Source organism: Pseudomonas soli, assembly GCF_900110655.1.
In the GTDB taxonomy this organism is placed as follows: Bacteria; Pseudomonadota; Gammaproteobacteria; order Pseudomonadales; family Pseudomonadaceae; genus Aquipseudomonas; species Aquipseudomonas soli.
Genome location: NZ_FOEQ01000007.1, coordinates 192,538 through 208,792, shown reverse-complemented (window position 1 = coordinate 208,792; position 16,255 = coordinate 192,538). Strand labels below are relative to the sequence as shown.

The 16,255-nt window shown below is 64.8% G+C and carries 12 protein-coding genes; 5 read left to right on the top strand and 7 right to left on the bottom strand.

The window, feature by feature from the left end; translation table 11 throughout:
- Window positions 1-54: 54 nt before the first annotated feature.
- Together BMY03_RS16875 and BMY03_RS16870 are read right to left on the bottom strand one after the other, a co-directional pair.
- Window positions 55-2,610: a sulfite reductase flavoprotein subunit alpha gene (locus tag BMY03_RS16875; protein WP_094011777.1), complete on the bottom strand. Its 2,556-nt coding sequence runs from the start codon at window positions 2,608-2,610 to the stop codon at window positions 55-57.
- 103 nt (window positions 2,611-2,713) lie between these two features.
- Window positions 2,714-4,993 (bottom strand): TonB-dependent receptor, encoded by a 2,280-nt coding sequence (locus BMY03_RS16870; protein WP_094011720.1) that lies wholly within the window; start codon window positions 4,991-4,993, stop codon window positions 2,714-2,716.
- 231 nt (window positions 4,994-5,224) lie between these two features.
- On the opposite strand from BMY03_RS16870, the gene BMY03_RS16865 reads away from it, so the two are divergent.
- Both BMY03_RS16865 and BMY03_RS16860 read left to right on the top strand, forming a co-directional pair.
- Window positions 5,225-5,905 carry a Fe2+-dependent dioxygenase gene (locus tag BMY03_RS16865; protein ID WP_094011719.1) on the top strand — a complete coding sequence of 227 codons (681 nt, stop codon included), beginning with the start codon at window positions 5,225-5,227 and terminating at the stop codon, window positions 5,903-5,905.
- Window positions 5,906-5,908: 3 nt separating this feature from the next.
- Entirely contained in the window at window positions 5,909-6,658 is a 750-nt protein-coding gene (locus BMY03_RS16860; RefSeq protein WP_094011718.1) for a tetratricopeptide repeat protein, read from the top strand.
- A 114-nt stretch (window positions 6,659-6,772) separates the two neighbouring features.
- On the opposite strand, the gene BMY03_RS16855 is transcribed toward BMY03_RS16860, so the two are convergent.
- Window positions 6,773-7,936 carry a type III PLP-dependent enzyme gene (locus BMY03_RS16855; protein WP_025337787.1) on the bottom strand — a complete coding sequence of 388 codons (1,164 nt, stop codon included), beginning with the start codon at window positions 7,934-7,936 and terminating at the stop codon, window positions 6,773-6,775.
- Between the two features lie 653 nt (window positions 7,937-8,589).
- On the opposite strand from BMY03_RS16855, the gene BMY03_RS16850 reads away from it, so the two are divergent.
- The 3 genes from BMY03_RS16850 to BMY03_RS16840 all read left to right on the top strand — a co-directional run bounded on the left by BMY03_RS16850 (window position 8,590) and on the right by BMY03_RS16840 (window position 12,584).
- Entirely contained in the window at window positions 8,590-9,078 is a 489-nt protein-coding gene (locus tag BMY03_RS16850; RefSeq protein ID WP_094011717.1) for an RNA polymerase sigma factor, read from the top strand.
- A 17-nt stretch (window positions 9,079-9,095) separates the two neighbouring features.
- The gene (locus BMY03_RS16845; RefSeq protein WP_094011716.1) at window positions 9,096-10,058 is read left to right on the top strand and encodes a FecR family protein; all 963 of its coding nucleotides are present in this window, start codon (window positions 9,096-9,098) and stop codon (window positions 10,056-10,058) included.
- A 108-nt stretch (window positions 10,059-10,166) separates the two neighbouring features.
- A complete protein-coding gene (locus BMY03_RS16840; RefSeq protein WP_094011715.1) occupies window positions 10,167-12,584 on the top strand; it encodes a TonB-dependent siderophore receptor in 2,418 nt (805 codons plus the stop codon).
- Window positions 12,585-12,624: 40 nt separating this feature from the next.
- Here BMY03_RS16840 and BMY03_RS16835 read toward each other — a convergent pair whose 3' ends face one another.
- Genes BMY03_RS16835 through BMY03_RS16820 form a run of 4 tightly spaced genes read right to left on the bottom strand, consistent with a single transcriptional unit; the run spans window position 12,625 to window position 16,067 of the window.
- Window positions 12,625-13,782 (bottom strand): osmoprotectant ABC transporter ATP-binding protein OsmV, encoded by a 1,158-nt coding sequence (locus BMY03_RS16835; protein WP_094011714.1) that lies wholly within the window; start codon window positions 13,780-13,782, stop codon window positions 12,625-12,627.
- Window positions 13,779-14,432, bottom strand: coding sequence for an ABC transporter permease (locus BMY03_RS16830; RefSeq protein ID WP_023630617.1), 654 nt, complete (start codon window positions 14,430-14,432; stop codon window positions 13,779-13,781). Before BMY03_RS16830 ends, BMY03_RS16835 begins: the two co-directional genes overlap by 4 nt.
- Complete coding sequence (locus BMY03_RS16825) at window positions 14,429-15,340, bottom strand: glycine betaine ABC transporter substrate-binding protein (protein WP_023630618.1); 912 nt, start codon at window positions 15,338-15,340, stop codon at window positions 14,429-14,431. Before BMY03_RS16825 ends, BMY03_RS16830 begins: the two co-directional genes overlap by 4 nt.
- A 13-nt stretch (window positions 15,341-15,353) precedes the next feature.
- Window positions 15,354-16,067 carry an ABC transporter permease gene (locus tag BMY03_RS16820; RefSeq protein WP_038706760.1) on the bottom strand — a complete coding sequence of 238 codons (714 nt, stop codon included), beginning with the start codon at window positions 16,065-16,067 and terminating at the stop codon, window positions 15,354-15,356.
- Window positions 16,068-16,255 lie beyond the last annotated feature (188 nt).

Here is a 16,255-nt window from a genome sequence, read left to right as displayed (position 1 = left end):
CCATCGCAGGGCAAGTCGGGACGGCGCCCCGACTTGCCCTGATGCTTTATTCAGTCAGTACACATCCCGCCGATAGCGCCCATCCTCGATCAGCTGCTGCACCCGCACCTCACCAAGCATGCCCTGCAGCGCTGCATCAACGCCGGCAGCCATGCCGTGCAAACTGCCGCAGACATACACGCAAGCACCGTCATCGACCCAGCGCTTGAACTCGGCGGCCTGCTGCAACAGCACGTCCTGCACGTAGATCTTCTCTGCCTGGTCCCGTGAGAAAGCCAGGTCCAGCCGTTGCAGGTCGCCGCTTGCCACCCAGCCTTGCAGTTCCTCACCGCACAGCAGGTCGTGCGCCTGGTTTCGCTCACCGAACAGCAGCCAGTTGCGCTGCTCGCCCGCAGCGATGCGCGCCTTGAGCAGGCTGCGCAGGCCAGCCAGGCCGGTGCCGTTACCGATCAGCACCAGGGGGACCGATTCGCCGGGCAGGTGGAAGCCGCTGTTGCGACGCAGGCGTGCGCTGACGCTGCCATCGAGTGGCAGGTACTCGGTCAGCCAGCCGGAACCCAGGCCCAGGCTGCCATCGGTGTGACGCTCCTGGCGCACGATCAGCTCCAGCGCGCCGTCGCTGGCGATGGATGCAATCGAGTATTCGCGGGCGGCCAGCGGGATCAGGGCATCGACCAGCGCCTGGGCATGCAGGCCCACCAGGTGTTCGCGGCCGACCGGTAGCTGGCGGCTGGCCAGGGCCTGCGCCAGGCTTTCCTGCAGGCCGTCGAGTTGCACCGGGCAACGAGGGTCGAGGCCCAGGCCTTCCAGGAAGGCATCGACACGGGGCTGGCCATTGCGCGGCAGGATCTCGATCAGGTCGCCTGCTTCCCAGGTTGCGGGCATTTGCGCCTGCAGGCCCAGCAGGTAGACCGGCGCGCCCTGGCTGCCCGGGTTGAGCAGTTCACGGCGCAGCAGGCGCCAGTTGCCGAAGCTCGGTGGTTGCCAGGCAGCGACCGGAAGAGTGCCGGTCAGTTGCGTCAGTTCCTGTTGCCACAGCGCAAGCGCGGCAGGGTCGGCATTGTCCACTTCCACCGGGCTGAAGGCGCAGGTGGCGCCGCGCTCGCCGAGCCAGGCCTGGAGGCGGCGGGCGAAGCCGCAGAAGTGCGGGTACTGGCGGTCACCCAGGGCGAGCAGGGCGTAGTCCAGGTGCTCCAGCGCCCACGGCTGGCCGAGGACCTTGCGCTCGAAGCCGCGGGCACTGTCCGGGGCTTCACCGTCGCCGAAAGTGCTGACCACGAACAGTGCGCGGTTGGCATTGCGTAATTGGGCTTCGCCCAGCTCGGCCAGCGGACGGACCTGCACCGGCAAGCCGGCAGCTTGTAGCTGGCCGGCGCTCTGCCAGGCCAGCTGTTCGGCGAAACCGCTCTGGCTGGCGAAACCGATCAGCCAGCTGTCGCCGGCGTTGCCCTGATCACCCACCGCGCCACGGGCGGCGCGTACCTGGCGTTTCTTGCGGCGGCGGTCGAGGTACAGCAACCAGCCGGTGACGAAGAACAGCGGCATGGTCAGGCTGGCGAGGGTGACGATGATGCGCCCGGGCAGGCCGAAGTACTCGCCGACGTGCAGGGCATAGACGCTTTGCAGCAGTTGCGCCTTGAACGACTTGTCGGCATAGCGTTCGTGACGCTTGACCTGACCGCTGGCCGGGTCGAGGGTCAGGGTGTTGAAGGCCCGCTCGTGCTCGGCGCCCCGCAGCAGGTAGAACAGCGTCGCGGGCTGGCCGCCGGCCGGTGGCAGGCGCAGGTTGTAGGTGGCCAGGTCCGGGCCTGCAGCTGCCTTGAGGTTGGCCCAGATGGCGTCATAGTCCACCACCCGAGGCGGGGCGTTCTTGTCCACTTTGGGCGGGCCATGACGACCGCCACGGCCTTCGCCGCGTTTCTGCTCGCCCGCCGCAGGCTGGTCGGCCAGCAGGCGGTTGAGGCCCGCGCGGTACCACTCGTAGGACCAGAACAGCCCGGTCAGGGCGAACAGCAGGTAGAACAGCAGGCACCAAGTGCCGAACACCGCGTGCAGGTCCCAGTTGAAGGCGCGGCCTTTCTTTGCCCAGTCGAGGGTCAGCCAGGTCCGCCAGTTCAGGGCCTTGCGCGGCCAGCGCAGGTACAGCCCGGAGAGGCAGAAGAAGATCAGCATCAGGGTGCAGGCGCCGGTGATCTGCCGGCCGGTGTCGCCCATGGCCAGGAACCGGTGCAGGTTGAGCATGAGGTTGAAAAAGCCAAGGCCTGCGACTTCACCCTTGAGCTCGCCGGTGTACGGGTCGGCATAGCGCAGCGCGCCACGGCGCTCGCCGGGGGCCGGGGTGAAGAAGATCCGCGCCGCGTTGCCGTCGCGGGTATCGACCCAGAGCATGGAGATCTGGTCGCCTTGCGCGGCCTCGACCCGACGCACCAGCTCGGCCGGCGGCAGCACGCCTTCCTGGCGTACCTCGACCTTGAGCACCTCGGCGTTGAACGCGCGCAGCAGTTCTTCCTGGAATGACCAGATCGCGCCGGTGATGCCCATCAGCGCCAGAACCAGGCCGGCGGTGATGCCAAGCAACCAGTGCAATTGGAACAGCGTCTTCTTCACCACATCGATCACCTTGGTCTTGCCGCCAGCAACTGCGCGGCGTGCATTATGCCTTGATACGCAAAAGCCCCGTTCAATCGATTGAACGGGGCCTGGGGTGCGGCTTTTAGAAGTGGACGCTGGTGGTCAGCAATGCCGTTCGTCCCGCTGCCTGGTTGGCGAAGTGGGTGGAGAACGCCTTGTCGTAGTACACCTCGTTGGTGAGGTTCTGCACGTTCAACTGCAGGTCGATGTTCTTGGTCAGCTTGTAGGCCGCCATGGCGTCGTAGCGCACGTAGCTGTCGACCATGGTGGTGTTGGCCACGCTGCCGTAGACGTCGTCGACATAGAAGGCGCCGCCACCGACTGTCAACTTGGGCGTCAGCTGGTAGGTGGTCCACAGGCTGGCGCTGTTGTTCGGCGTGTTGGGCAGCTGGTTGCCGTCGTTGGCCTTGCCCAGCGGGCCACCGTCGATCTGGCGGGCCTGCATGTAGGTGTAGCCGGCGAACACCTGCCACTTGTCGGTCAGCTTGCCGCTGGCCGACAGCTCGATGCCTTGCACGCGGGTTTCACCGACGTTCTCGTAGGTGTTGGTGTTGACCTGGACCCGGGCGTTTTCCTTCTCGGTGCGGAACAGCGCCGCTGCCAGGGACAGGCGCTGGTCGAGCAGGTCCCACTTGGTGCCGAGCTCGTAGTTGGTGGTTTCTTCCGGCTCCATGTCACTGCCCAGCAGGTTGCCGGAGCGGTCGGTGGTGTTGCCCAGCGGGTTGCCTTCGGTACCTTCGCCGAGCATGGCGCCAGGCGGCGTGGCCGAGGTGGCATAGGACACATAGATGCTGCCGTTGTCGGCTGGCTTCCACACCAGGCCCAGCTGGCCGGTGATGAACTCGCTGGTGTCCTGGCCCTTGGCGGGCACGCCCTTGGCGCTCACCGCGGTGCTGCCGTCGGCATTGTAGCCACGGTAGTCGGTGTCGAAGTGGTCATAGCGCAGGCCCATGTTGAGCAGCCACTGCGGGGTCAGCTCCAGGGTGTCGAACACGTAGAGTGCGCGGGTCTTGCTGCTGGTCTTGGTGCCGGCGTAGTTGCGCGCGACGGTGCCGACCCAGGCATCGTCCGGGTTCGGGTTGTCCAGCGAGGTGCAGCTGCCGCCGCTGCCCGGCCCGGTGCAGGTGAGCTTGCTGTTGGGGGTGACAGTGTAGCTCTGGCGGTCGGACTCTTCCTTGGTGAACTCGACGCCGGTGGAGAAGCTGTTCTTCAGGCCGCCCAGGTAGAACTCGCCGAACAGGTCGGTCTGGTTGGTGGTGGTGGCGGTGTTGCCCACACGGGTGTTGGCGCGACGCCAGACGCCGTTGTTGTTGACGTTGCCGGCGCTGTCGTCAGGCTGGGTCAGCACATAGTCCTGCATGCTGTTGCCGTGGCGCAGGGTGTTCTTGATGGTCAGCGTGTCGGACAGGTCGTGCTCGATGGCGAAGGTCGCGATATCGACACGGGTCTTGCGGAAGTCGCGGCCGGTCAAGCCGTAGAAGTTGTCGCTGTCGCCGCCGTCCACCGGTTTGTCCGGATGGGCAGAGGTGCGTGCGGTGCTGCCAGCCCGTGGCACGCTGTAGGGGATGCCCGAATCCGGCAGGTCGTCGCTTTCCAGGTGGTAGTAGTCGAGATTGACGCGGGTCGGCGTGCCCAGGCCGAACGCCAGCGACGGGGCGATGCCCCAGCGGTCGTAGTTGACCTTGTCGCGGCCGGCGACGTTGCTCTCGTGGGTCATCAGGTTCAGGCGCCCGGCGACGCTGTCGCTGAACTGGTAGTTGCCGTCGAAGGTGTAACGCTGGGTCTGGTCGCTGCCCCAGGTCCAGGCGCCGTCCAGCGAGTTGCCCAGGTGCGCGCGCTTGCTCACCAGGTTGATGGTGCCGCCGGCTGCACCGCGGCCACCAATGGCCGAGTTCGGCCCCTTGGCCACTTCGACAGACTCGATGGCGAAGATTTCGCGGGTCTGGGCGCCGGTGTCACGCACGCCGTCCAGGTAGGTGTCGCCCTGGGCGTCGAAGCCGCGGATGAAGGGGCGATCGCCCTGCGGGTTGCCGCCTTCGCCGGCGCCGAAAGTGATCCCGGGCACAGTGCGCAGGGCGTCCTGCAGGGACATGGCGTTGGTGTCCTTGATCACCTGCTGGGGAATTACCGTGATCGAGCGCGGCGTGTCCACCAATGGCGCGGTGTACTTCTGCGACGAGGCCTTGTCGACCTTGTACTCGGTGCTTGCCTGTTCGGCCTTGCCATTGACGCTGGTGGCGTCGAGGGTGATGGCGTTGCTGGCGGCCGGGTCGGCGGCATAGGCCGAGGTGGCGGTGATCGCCATGCCGATGGCGGAGGCGAGCAGACGTGGTGAACTCACAGCAGATGGCACGTGACGCATTGTTGTAGACCTTCCCCAAGGTATGAAGGCCGCGGATGTTAATGTAAGCGAATGTAAGGAACAATTGAGAAGCGTTACCATTCGACGGGAATTTACATTCTTTACAATTTGGCCTTACGGTTTTAACGGTCTCGTGCGTCTTGCCCTGGTGAAAGGGGGGTGAAAGGGGCTTGTGGTGAGTAAAAGGTAATCAATATCATTGACGCCCCTATCGCTCTCGGTGCCGTCGCCATGCTGCTTCACATCCCAGGCCTGTTCGAGGCCGACGAAATCCTGCGCATTCGCGAGGCCCTGGAGCAGGCCGACTGGGCCGACGGCAAGATCACTGCCGGTTATCAGTCGGCCAAGGCCAAGCACAACCTGCAGTTGCCCGAGGGCCATGCGCTGGCCAAGGAGATCGGCAGTGCGTTGATCGAGCGGCTGTGGCGCAACCCGTTGTTCATGTCCGCGGCGCTGCCGCACAAGGTGTACCCGCCGCTGATCAACTGCTATCGCGAGGGCGGCAGCTTCGACTTCCATATCGACAATGCCCTGCGCCAGCCCAAGGGCAGCCCGGAGCGCGTGCGTACCGACCTGTCCTCGACGCTGTTTCTCAGCGACCCGGACAGCTACGACGGCGGCGAACTGGTGATCCAGGACACCTACGGCGTGCGCCAGGTCAAGCTGGCCGCCGGCGACCTGGTGCTGTACCCCGGCACCAGCCTGCACAAGGTCAACCCGGTCACCCGCGGGACGCGCTATGCGGCATTCTTCTGGACCCAGAGCCTGGTGCGCGAGGACAGCCAGCGCACCTTGCTGTTCGAGATGGACAATGCCATCCGCCAGCTCGGCGCCGATGTGCCGGAGCACCCGTCGCTGCTGCAACTGACGGGCACCTACCACAACCTGCTGCGCCGCTGGGCCGAGGTCTGAGCCGTGTCTTATCAATTGCGCCGTGAGGAAGTGGTGGATGTCGCCGGGCTGAAGGCGATGCTCGAGCACAGCCCGGGGCAGGCCGCGCAGGCGATCCTCACGGCGGCGGGGCAGGGGGCGGTCGAGGCGCAGCTGTTGCTCGGGCAGATCCTGCTCGATGGGCGCGGTATCGAAGAGGATGCCACCGTGGCCCGCCGTTGGTTCGCCATTGCCGCCCAGGGCGGCAGCGCCATGGCCCACAACATGCTTGGCCGTTGCCTCGAGCACGGCTGGGGGGGCGAGGTGGATCTCGCCCAGGCAGCCATTCACTATGCCCGGGCGGCCGACGCCGGGCTGGACTGGGGGATGTACAACCTGGCCAACCTGTTGGCCACCGGTCGTGGGGTGGCGGCCAACCAGTCCCAGGCGTTGATGTGCTACCAGAAAGCCGCGCAGTTGGGGCATGCCAAGTCGATGAACCTGTATGGGCGGTATCTGGAGCAGGGCATTGCCACCGCCGCGAGCCCGGTGCGGGCCATGCGCTGGTACCGGCGTTCTGCCGAGGCGGGGGATTTCCGCGGGATGTTCAGCCTGGCGCTGGTGCTGGTCGAGCGGGGGCAGATAGCCGAGGCCGGGCCTTGGCTGGACCGGGCCAGGGTCGAGGGCAACCTGAATTTCCTGCGCAGTGCGCTGGCGACGTTGCAGGGGGCGGGGCCGGTCTTGATGGCTTTTGCGGCGCGTTATGCCGAAGAGATCGAACAGCGTGGTACTTGAGTATGTCTGTTCCGGTCATATCGTGGGGCAAGCCCGCTTCCACGGGTATTCACGACGGGCGTGGGCTTGCCCCGCGATAGAATTGAAAACGGGGCCTTGCGGCCCCGTTGTGCATTACAGGTAGTAAGCCTTCAGCGGCGGGAAACCGTTGAACTCCACCGCGCTGTAGCTGGTGGTGTAGGCACCGGTGGACAGCCAGTACAGGCGGTCGCCGATGGCCAGGTTCAGCGGCAGGCCATACTTGTAGTTCTCGTACATGATGTCGGCGCTGTCGCAGGTCGGGCCGGCGATCACCACTTCCTCGGCCTCGCCTTTCTTCTCGGTCCAGATCGGGAACTTGATCGCCTCGTCCATGGTTTCGATCAGGCCGGAGAACTTGCCCACGTCGGTGTAGATCCAGCGCTCGACGGCAGTGCGCGACTTGCGTGCCACCAGCACCACTTCACTGACCAGGATGCCGGCGTTGGCGATCAGCGAACGGCCAGGCTCGAGGATGATTTCCGGCAGGTCGTCGCCGAAGTCTTCCTTGAGGAAGCGGATGATCTCCTCGGCGTAGGTCTCGAGGCTGTTGGTGCGGGTGATGTAGTTGGCCGGGAAGCCGCCGCCCATGTTGATCAGCTTCAGCTCGATGCCGTCTTCTTCCTTCAGGCGCTCGAAAATCACCTTGACCTTGGCGATGGCCGCGTCCCACACGCTGATATCGCGCTGTTGCGAGCCGACGTGGAAGGAGATGCCGTAAGGCACCAGGCCCAGGTCGCGGGCGAGGATCAGCAGGTCCATGGCCATGTCGGTCTGGCAGCCGAACTTGCGCGATAGTGGCCAGTCGGCGGTGGTGGAGCCTTCGGTAAGAATACGCACATAGACTTTCGAGCCCGGCGCGGCCTTGGCGATGTTGCGCAGGTCGGCCTCGGAATCGGTGGCGTACAGGCGCACGCCTTTCTCGTAGAAGTAGCGGATGTCCTTGGACTTCTTGATGGTATTGCCGTAGCTGATACGGTCCGCGCTGACGCCGCGGCCGAGCACCTTGTCCAGTTCATAGATCGAGGCGATGTCGAAGCTCGAGCCCTTTTCCTTCAGCAGGTCGATGATCTCGACCGCAGGGTTGGCCTTGACCGCGTAGTAGACCTTGGCGAATTCGAACCCGGCGCGCAGGTCGTCATAGGCCTGGCTGATCATCTGGGTATCGATGAGAACGAACGGGGTTTCCTGCTTGTCGGCGAACGCCTTCATTTTCTGGAAGGTGTCACGCGCAAAGTAGTCTTCGACCTGGATCGACATGCTCAGGGGCTCCATGGGCAAACTGAAAAGATAAGTGGCAGCAACTGAACGTCCTCCGTATCCCCACTTTGGTTCGCCTACTTCCCAAGGCATGTCGCCGAAAGCAAAAAGGTCAGTCGTGCCGGAAAAGGCGGATGACCTTGCTGTCTCGTCGTCAGTACTTGAGCCGGATGGATCGTTTCCAGCATGGACGTTCGGCGCGCACTTTAGGACGTGAAAACGGCAATATCAACAGGCAATCCCGGGGTGCTCGTCGCCTGTCGCGGAGCTGCCGTTGTGATAACCGACTGATGTGCGCCCGGTAGGTTCCTGAAAAGGCCACCAGCGTAAAAAATTGTGGAATAGGTGGCGATCTGGCCGCGATCGGCTGACAGCTTCATTCTTTGCATGATGGCTCTGGTTTCGCTGCGAAAGGGCGGAGGAAACCCTAGGTGACCGTTTGTCGGGGTCTGAGGCAGAGCGGCGAATGGTTACGGAGTGTTCAAATTTATGGCCACATGCTCAGCCCGGTTTTTACCGCAAAATTGGCCATAAATTTTTTGTTACGCAGAGCCCGTCGTGGCCATTGGTCGTGCAAGGGACATGTCGATTGCCGTCCTTGATGAGAAACATTACTATTCGCGACCTCATCTGCCTCCCTGACGACCCCGACCGTGTCCGGACCCAAAGGCTTCCTCGACCATTACCAAGAGCTGATCGGCACCTGGACGCGCAAACTGCGCAGTCGACAGCAGGCCGAGGACCTCACCCACGATGCCTTTGTGCGGGTGCTGGAAAACCCGCGCGAGCAGGTCGAACAGCCACGCGCCTATCTGCACCAGACCGCCCGTAACATCGCCGTCGACGGGTTTCGCCGCGAGGACCGGCGCCAGGCCCTGGAGCTTGAGACCTTCGCAGGGGGCATGGCCGTAGGGGACGATCCGGAAGCGTATGTACATGCCCTGGAACTGGCCGACAGCGTCGAGCGTGCGCTGGCCGAGCTGCCGCTGAATTGCCGCAGGGTGTTCATCTGGCAGAAGCTCGAAGGCCTGACCCAGGCCGAAATTGCCGAGCGCATGGGTTTGACCAAGAACATGGTCGAAAAGTATATGATCCGCACGCTCCGACATCTGCGTGAGCACCTGGATGTGTCGGCCAGATGAGTCAGGATACCCCTTCGATGAAACAGCACGCGCCCGATCTCGTGGGCGAGCAGGCGGCCAGCTGGTTCGCCCGCGCCCAGGACGCGCCGCACGACAATGCCGTGCAGGCGGCGTTGCAGGCGTGGCTGGCGCAGCACCCCTCAAATCGGCAAGAGTACGAGCGCGTGGCGCAACTGTGGCGCGCCGCCGACTTCATTCCGCGTCAACGCCTCGAAGCGCTGTGCCAGCCCGAGCCGGTACGTCAGTTGCCGCGCCGCCGCCTGCTGCGCCAGGCATTGGCGGCCGGCGTGGCGGTGGTCGCGCTGGGGCTGGGCTGGACAGGTTGGCAGTATCAACAGCTCAACCATCAGGACACGTTGACTACGGCCCTGGGCGAGCGGCGTCAGGTCGAACTGCCGGACGGTTCACGGCTGGAGCTCAACAGTGCCACCCAGGTTAAGGTGATGTTCTCTGCGGGGCAGCGCCATGTGCGCCTGGGCGCGGGCGAGGCGATGTTCATCGTCGCCCATGACAGCGATCGCCCCTTCGTGGTGAGCACTGCCCAGGGCGATGTCACCGTCACCGGCACCCGCTTCGATGTACGCCAGGATCCGAACAGCACCCGCGTGGCGGTGGAGCAGGGTTCGGTGAAGGTACAGGGCGCGGGCGAGTCGCTGGCGCTGCTCACTGCGGGCCAGGGTTCGCATATCGATGCGCAGGGCAAGGTCGCCGCGCCCTATGCCATCGATGCCAACGCGGTGACCGCCTGGCGCCAGGGCAAGCTGGTATTCGACAACGCGCCGCTGAGCGATGTCGTGGCGGAAGTCTCGCGCTACCGTGCCCGGCCACTGCATGTGGCGCCCGGCAAGGCCGCCGCGCTGCGCCTGTCGAGCACCTTCAGCACTGACGACCCGGACGCCCTGTTGCGGGCCTTGCCGAGCATCCTGCCGGTGCGGGTGAAGACCCTTGCGGACGGCTCCAGCGAAATTGTTCTGAAATAGATTCAGGTTTTTTTCCGTTCGTTCGTCTTCCCCGCCAGCTGCAACTGCCAAGCATTTCCATTTGCGTGCGGTTGGCGTTTATCCCGACTCTCAGGACCCATCGAAGACGTGAACAACAATAATTCCCTTCTCCAGCTGCGCCGCCTGGCGCTGGCCCTGGCGGTCAGCGCCGCCGCCGGCAACAGCTACGCCGACAACATCCAGATCCAGGCCCAGCCATTGGCGGGCGCGCTCAAGCAATTGGGCCAGCAGACCAACCTGCAACTGTTCTTCAGTCCCGAGCTGGTGGATGGCAAGCAGGCCCCGGCGGTGTCCGGCAACCTGGCGCCGGAGCAGGCCCTGCAGCAGTTGCTGCAAGGCAGCGGGCTGACCTTCGAGCAGTCCGCCGACACCGTGGTGGTCAAGCCGGCCCAGGCCGCTGGCACCCTGACCACCGGCAGCCTGGAGCTGGCGCCCACCGATATCAAGGTGGTCGGGGACTGGTTGGGCGACGCCGAGCAGAGCGTGGTGCAGAACCATCCGGGCGCACGCACCGTGGTGCGCCGCGAAGCGATGGTGGAGAAGGGCACGATGAACGTGCGTGACGCCCTGCGCGGTATCCCAGGCGTGCAGGTGCAGGATTCCAACGGCACCGGTGGCAGCGACCTGTCGCTGAATGTCGGCGTGCGTGGCCTGACGTCGCGCCTGTCGCCGCGTTCGACGGTGCTGATCGATGGCATCCCGGCAGCCTTCGCCCCCTACGGTCAGCCACAGCTGTCGATGGCGCCGATCTCCTCGGGCAACCTCGACAGCATCGACGTGGTCCGTGGTGCAGGCTCGGTGCGCTATGGCCCGCAGAACGTCGGTGGGGTGATCAACTTCGTCACCCGGGCGATCCCCGAGAAGGCCAGCGGCGAGCTGTCCACCACCCTCGAGACTTCGCGCGATGGCGGCTGGAAGCACACCGAGTCGGCCTTCGTCGGCGGCACCGCCGACAACGGCATGGGCGTGGCGTTGCTGTATACCGGCGTGAATGGCGATGGCTATCGCGAAAGCAACAACGACAACGATATCGACGACGTGATGCTCAAGACCCACTGGGCGCCGACCGATGTCGACGAGTTCTGGCTCAATTTCCACTACTACGACGGCCGTGCCGACATGCCGGGCGGTCTGACCCAGGCCCAGTACGATCACAACCCCTACCAGTCGATGCGCGACTACGACTACTTCAGCGGCCGGCGCAAGGACGTGTCGTTCAAGTGGCAGCGGCAGATCGACGATGCCACCCAGTTCGAGGTGCTGACTTACTACACCGACAGCTTCCGTGGCAGCGCCATCGCCGCCCGCGACCAGAAGACCCTGTCGTCGTATCCGCGCAACTACCACACCTTCGCCATCGAGCCACGCCTGTCGCGGATCTTCTTCGTCGGCCCGACCACCCAGGAAGTCAGCGTCGGCTATCGCTACCTGAAGGAAGCGATGCGCGAGCAGTCCACCCGCCTGGCGCTGGTCGACAACGTGCCGACCGTGACCCCGACCTCCGACGGCCATGTGTTCCAGGACCGCAGCGGTGGCACCGAGGCCAGCGCCTACTACATCGACGACAAGATCGACGTCGGCAACTGGACCATCACTCCGGGCATCCGCTTCGAGCACATCAACACCGACTGGCGCGACCGACCGGTGCTGGACGCCAACTACCGTCCGGTGCCGGAGAAGAACCGCAGCATCACCAGCAACGAACCGCTGCCGGCACTTAGCGTGATGTACCACATGTCCGATGCCTGGAAGCTGTTCGCCAACTACGAGACCTCGTTCGGCAGCCTGCAGTACTTCCAGCTGGGCCAGGGCGGCGCCGGCGACAGCACGGCAAATGGCCTGGAGCCGGAGAAGGCGAAGACCTACGAAATTGGCACGCGCTATGACAATGGCAACTGGGCCGGTGAGCTGACAGCCTTCTACATCGACTTCGACGATGAGCTGCAGTACATCAGCAACGATGTCGGCTGGACCAACCTCGGGGCGACCAAGCACCAGGGTATCGAGGCCTCGGCGCGCTACGACCTGTCCGGCCTGGACCCACGACTGCAGGGGCTGTCGCTGAATGCCGGGTACACCTACACCCGTGCCACCTACGAGGGTGAGATCCCCAGCTTCAAGGGCCGTGACCTGCCGTTCTACTCGCGCCAGGTGGCCACCGCCGGTGTGCGCTACGAGGTCAACCGCTGGACCTGGAACCTGGATGCCTACGCCCAGTCGAAGCAGCGCGCGCCGGGCACCGGGATGAACGCCAATGGCAGTTTCAACGGCAACTACATCACCGAGCCAAGCGCCGACGGGCAGTATGGCGATATTCCGGGCTACGTCACCTGGCATGCCCGGGGGGGCTATGCGTTCGGGCCGCAGCTGTCGAACCTGAAGCTGGCCGCCGGGGTGAAGAACCTGTTCGACAAGCAGTATTTCACCCGCTCCAGCGACAACAACGCGGGGATCTATGTGGGTGAGCCGCGCACGTTCTATGTGCAGGCCAGTGTAGGGTTCTGATCCAAGATTGCCGGGGCGCAAAGCGCCCCCCGGCTTTCTATCAGGAGGTCACTGCCTCGGCCGGCGACACGATCGAGGTCTTCGCTCCGCGCGAGCGCCCAGAACTCAGGTACGCCGCAATCGACTCCTGCGTCACCTCGCCCAGGAACACCTGCTCGGCATCCAGCACCGGCAACCACGCCCGGTTGAACTCGTACATGCGCGACAGCAGGATGCGCAGGTGCTCGTCGTGCGCCGCGGTGGCATTGAACGGACGCAGGAAGGCACCGCAGGTTCCTTGCTGGCGGTGCATGTCGCGGCGGCGCACATAGCCCAGCGCCTTGTTCGCGGCGTCTGTCACCACTGCATAACGGCGGTCGTGCTCATCCAGCAGCTCCAGCGCCTCGCTCACCGGTGTTTCCGGGCTCAGCGACGGCGCGTTGTCCGCCGCATCCTCGGCGCGCACCAGCAGCAGGCGCTTCAGGGTGCTGTCCTGGCCGACGAAGTTGCTGACGAAATCGTCCACCGGGTGTGCCAGCAGGGTGTCCGGGTGATCCAGTTGCAACAGCTTGCCAGCGCGGAAGATGGCGATCTTGTCGCCCAGCTTGATGGCTTCGTCGATGTCATGGCTGACCATGATCACCGTCTTGTTCAGGGCCCGCTGCATCTCGAAGAACTCGTTCTGGATCATCTCGCGGTTGATCGGGTCGACCGCGCCGAACGGTTCGTCCATTAGCAGCACCGGGGCCTCGGCGGCCAGGGCGCGGATCACCCCGATGCGTTGCTGCTGGCCACCGGACAGTTCGCGCGGGTAGCGTTGCAGGTACTGCTTGGGCTCGAGCTTGATCATGTGCATCAGCTCGCGGGCGCGGTCATGGCATTTCTGCTTGTCCCAGCCGAGCAGGCGCGGCACCACGGTGATGTTCTCCTCGATGGTCATGTTGGGGAACAGACCGATCTGCTGGATCACGTAGCCGATATGCCGGCGCAGCGTCACCTCGTCCAGGCCGGTGGTGTCCTCGCCATTGATGAACACTTGCCCGGAGGTCGGGGTGATCAGGCGGTTGATCATCTTCAGCGTGGTGCTCTTGCCGCAGCCGGAGGGGCCGAGGAACACGCAGATTTCGCCTTCGTTGACGGTGAGGCTTACCGCGTCGACGGCTTTGACGTCCTTGCCGTTGACGTTGAAGGTCTTGCTGAGGTTCTTCAGTTCGATCATGAGCGCAGTCCTTCTGGAGTCAGGGCACGTTGCAGGGCTTGCAGGAGCAGGTCGGCGATGATCGCCAGAAGGCTGACCAGCACCGCGCCGACCAGCAGCATCGACATGTCGCTGCGGCTGATGGAGGTGAGAATGAGCACGCCCAGGCCGCCGGCACCGATGGTCGCGGCGATGGTCATCACGCCGATGTTCATCACCACGGCGGTGCGCACACCGGCGAGGATCACCGGCACGGCGATGGGCAGCTCGACCATGCGCAGGCGCTGGCCGAAGGTCATGCCGATACCGCGGGCGGCTTCACGAATACCGGGCTCGACGTTGGTCAGGGCCAGGTAGGTGTTGCGCAGGATCGGCAGCAGTGAATAAAGGAACACCGCGGTGATTGCCGGCAGCGGCCCCAGGCCCTGGCCGAATTTCGAGTAGAACGGCAGCAGCAGGCCGAACAGGGCGATGGAGGGGATGGTCAGCAGCACCGTGGCGCTGGCCTGCAGGGGGCCGGCGAACACCGGGAAGCGGGTCATCAGGATGCCCAGCGGCACGCCGACAAGGATCGCCAGGCTTACCGCGATGCCGACCAGCATGATGTGCTGCCAGGTCAGTTGCAGGACCTGTGCCCAGTCGAGGTGGGCGAAGGTGTCGAGCAGGTTCATGGCTGTACCTCGCTGAGTGGGTGCTCACGCAGGAACGCGGCGGCCACCACCGTCGGGCTCTGGTGCTCGACATCGACCTTGGCGTTGAGCTGGCGCATGGTCTCGTCGTCCAGTTGCTCGGCCAGCGGCTTGAGCAGGGTGGCCAGGCGAGGGTGGGCGTCGAGCACGGCCTGGCGCAGTACCGGGGCGGCGGTGTAGTCGGGGAAGTAGTGCTTGTCGTCCTCCAGCAGCTTGAGGTCGAACGCGCTCAAGCGCCCGTCGGTGGTGTAGACCAGGCCGGCGAACACCTGGTTGTTGCGCATGGCGGTGTACACCAGGCCGCCGTCCATCTGGCGGATGTTGCGCCGGTCCAGCGGCAGCTCGTACAGCTCGCGCAGGCCGACCAGGCCATCCGGGCGGTTGGCGAACTCGGTGTCCAGCGCCACCAGGTGGTTGCGGTCGGGCTCGTCACGCAGCACCTGGTTGAGGTCGCTGATCGAGTTGATCTGCGGGTAGGCCTCGGCGACGGCCTTTGGCAGGCCCAGGGCGTAGGTGTTGCTGAACTTCGACGGAGTCAGCCAGACCAGGCCCTTTTTCGCGTCGAGTTCTTTCACTCGCGCATAGGTGGCTGCGGCGTCGGGCATGCGCTCGTCGATATGGTTGTACGAGACCAGCGATACGCCGGTGTATTCCCACATCAGGTCGAGCTGGCCGGTTTCCTGGGCCTGGCGGGCGATATTGCTGCCCAGGCCGGTGGTCACCCGCACATCGAAGCCGTTGGCGCGCAGATACTGGGCGGTGATCTCGGCGAGCACGGTCTGTTCGGTGAACACCCGGGCACCGATGCGCAGCTGTGGTTTTTCCGCTGCCTGGGCAACGCCTGCGCAAAGCAGGGCCGCGCCCAGGAACAAGGCGATGGTTTTCTTCATGCTTTGCCTCTTGTTATTGGGCCAGGCCACGTTCCAGCCAGCGCTTGCTGGAGAAACTCACCAACGCATCGAGCGCCAGGGCCAGCAACGCCGTGCAGGCGGCGCCGAGCAGCAGCTGCGGTTGGTTGTTCAGCGCGATGCCGGGGAAGATCAGGCTGCCCAGGCTGTTGGCGCCGATCAGGAACGCCAGCGGCGCGGTGCCCACGTTCAAGGCCAGGGCCACGCGCACGCCGCCGACGATGATCGGCACGGCGTTGGGCAGCTCGACCTGCCACAACTGCTGGCGCGCGGTCATGCCGATGCCGGTGGCGGCTTCCTTGAGCGAGGCGGGGACGTTTTTCAGGCCCTCGTAGGTGTTGCGCACGATGGGCAGGAGGGAGGCGAGGAACAGTGCGAAGATCGCAGGACCGGCGCCGATGCCCAGGATACTCAGGGCAATGGCCAGGACGGCCAGGGGAGGAATGGTGTTGCCAACGTTGAACAGCTGCATGAAGCGCTCGGCCTTGTCGACCCGATGCGGTCGACTCAAGGCAATGCCGGCGGGGATGCCCACGGCCAGCGCCGCCGCCATCGAAGCCAGCACCAGGATCAGGTGCGCTTGCAGGTAGAACCCAAGATCGTCGCGGTAGCGGGCGATCGTGTCGATGCCGATCCAGTGGACCAGCAGGGCCAGGATGACGAGCACGGCGGCCCATCCCAACAGCCCTTTTCCGTAGCGTGCAGCCACAGGCGGACTCCTTTTTTATAGTCGGCGATCACACCCCCGTGCGGCCGGCCATTCCTGGCGGCGGGTGGTGTGCTCGCGAGTAGCAGCCGATGCGCGGCATCAGGCCATGAGCCGAACCCCGTCGGGCTCGTGAAGCAGGTGAAACCAGCCCTGAAGCGAAGCGGCTTGCAGGGGAGTGGACGTCTCCG

What these genes read in the sequence shown, in the direction of transcription:
- BMY03_RS16870 (WP_094011720.1), bottom strand. Translation starts at nt 4,993, where the DNA reads ATGCGTCACGTGCCATCTGCTGTGAGTTCACCACGTCTGCTCGCCTCC.
- BMY03_RS16865 (WP_094011719.1), top strand. Translation starts at nt 5,225, where the DNA reads ATGCTGCTTCACATCCCAGGCCTGTTCGAGGCCGACGAAATCCTGCGC.
- BMY03_RS16855 (WP_025337787.1), bottom strand. Translation starts at nt 7,936, where the DNA reads ATGTCGATCCAGGTCGAAGACTACTTTGCGCGTGACACCTTCCAGAAA.
- BMY03_RS16845 (WP_094011716.1), top strand. Translation starts at nt 9,096, where the DNA reads ATGAAACAGCACGCGCCCGATCTCGTGGGCGAGCAGGCGGCCAGCTGG.
- BMY03_RS16835 (WP_094011714.1), bottom strand. Translation starts at nt 13,782, where the DNA reads ATGATCGAACTGAAGAACCTCAGCAAGACCTTCAACGTCAACGGCAAG.
- BMY03_RS16830 (WP_023630617.1), bottom strand. Translation starts at nt 14,432, where the DNA reads ATGAACCTGCTCGACACCTTCGCCCACCTCGACTGGGCACAGGTCCTG.
- BMY03_RS16825 (WP_023630618.1), bottom strand. Translation starts at nt 15,340, where the DNA reads ATGAAGAAAACCATCGCCTTGTTCCTGGGCGCGGCCCTGCTTTGCGCA.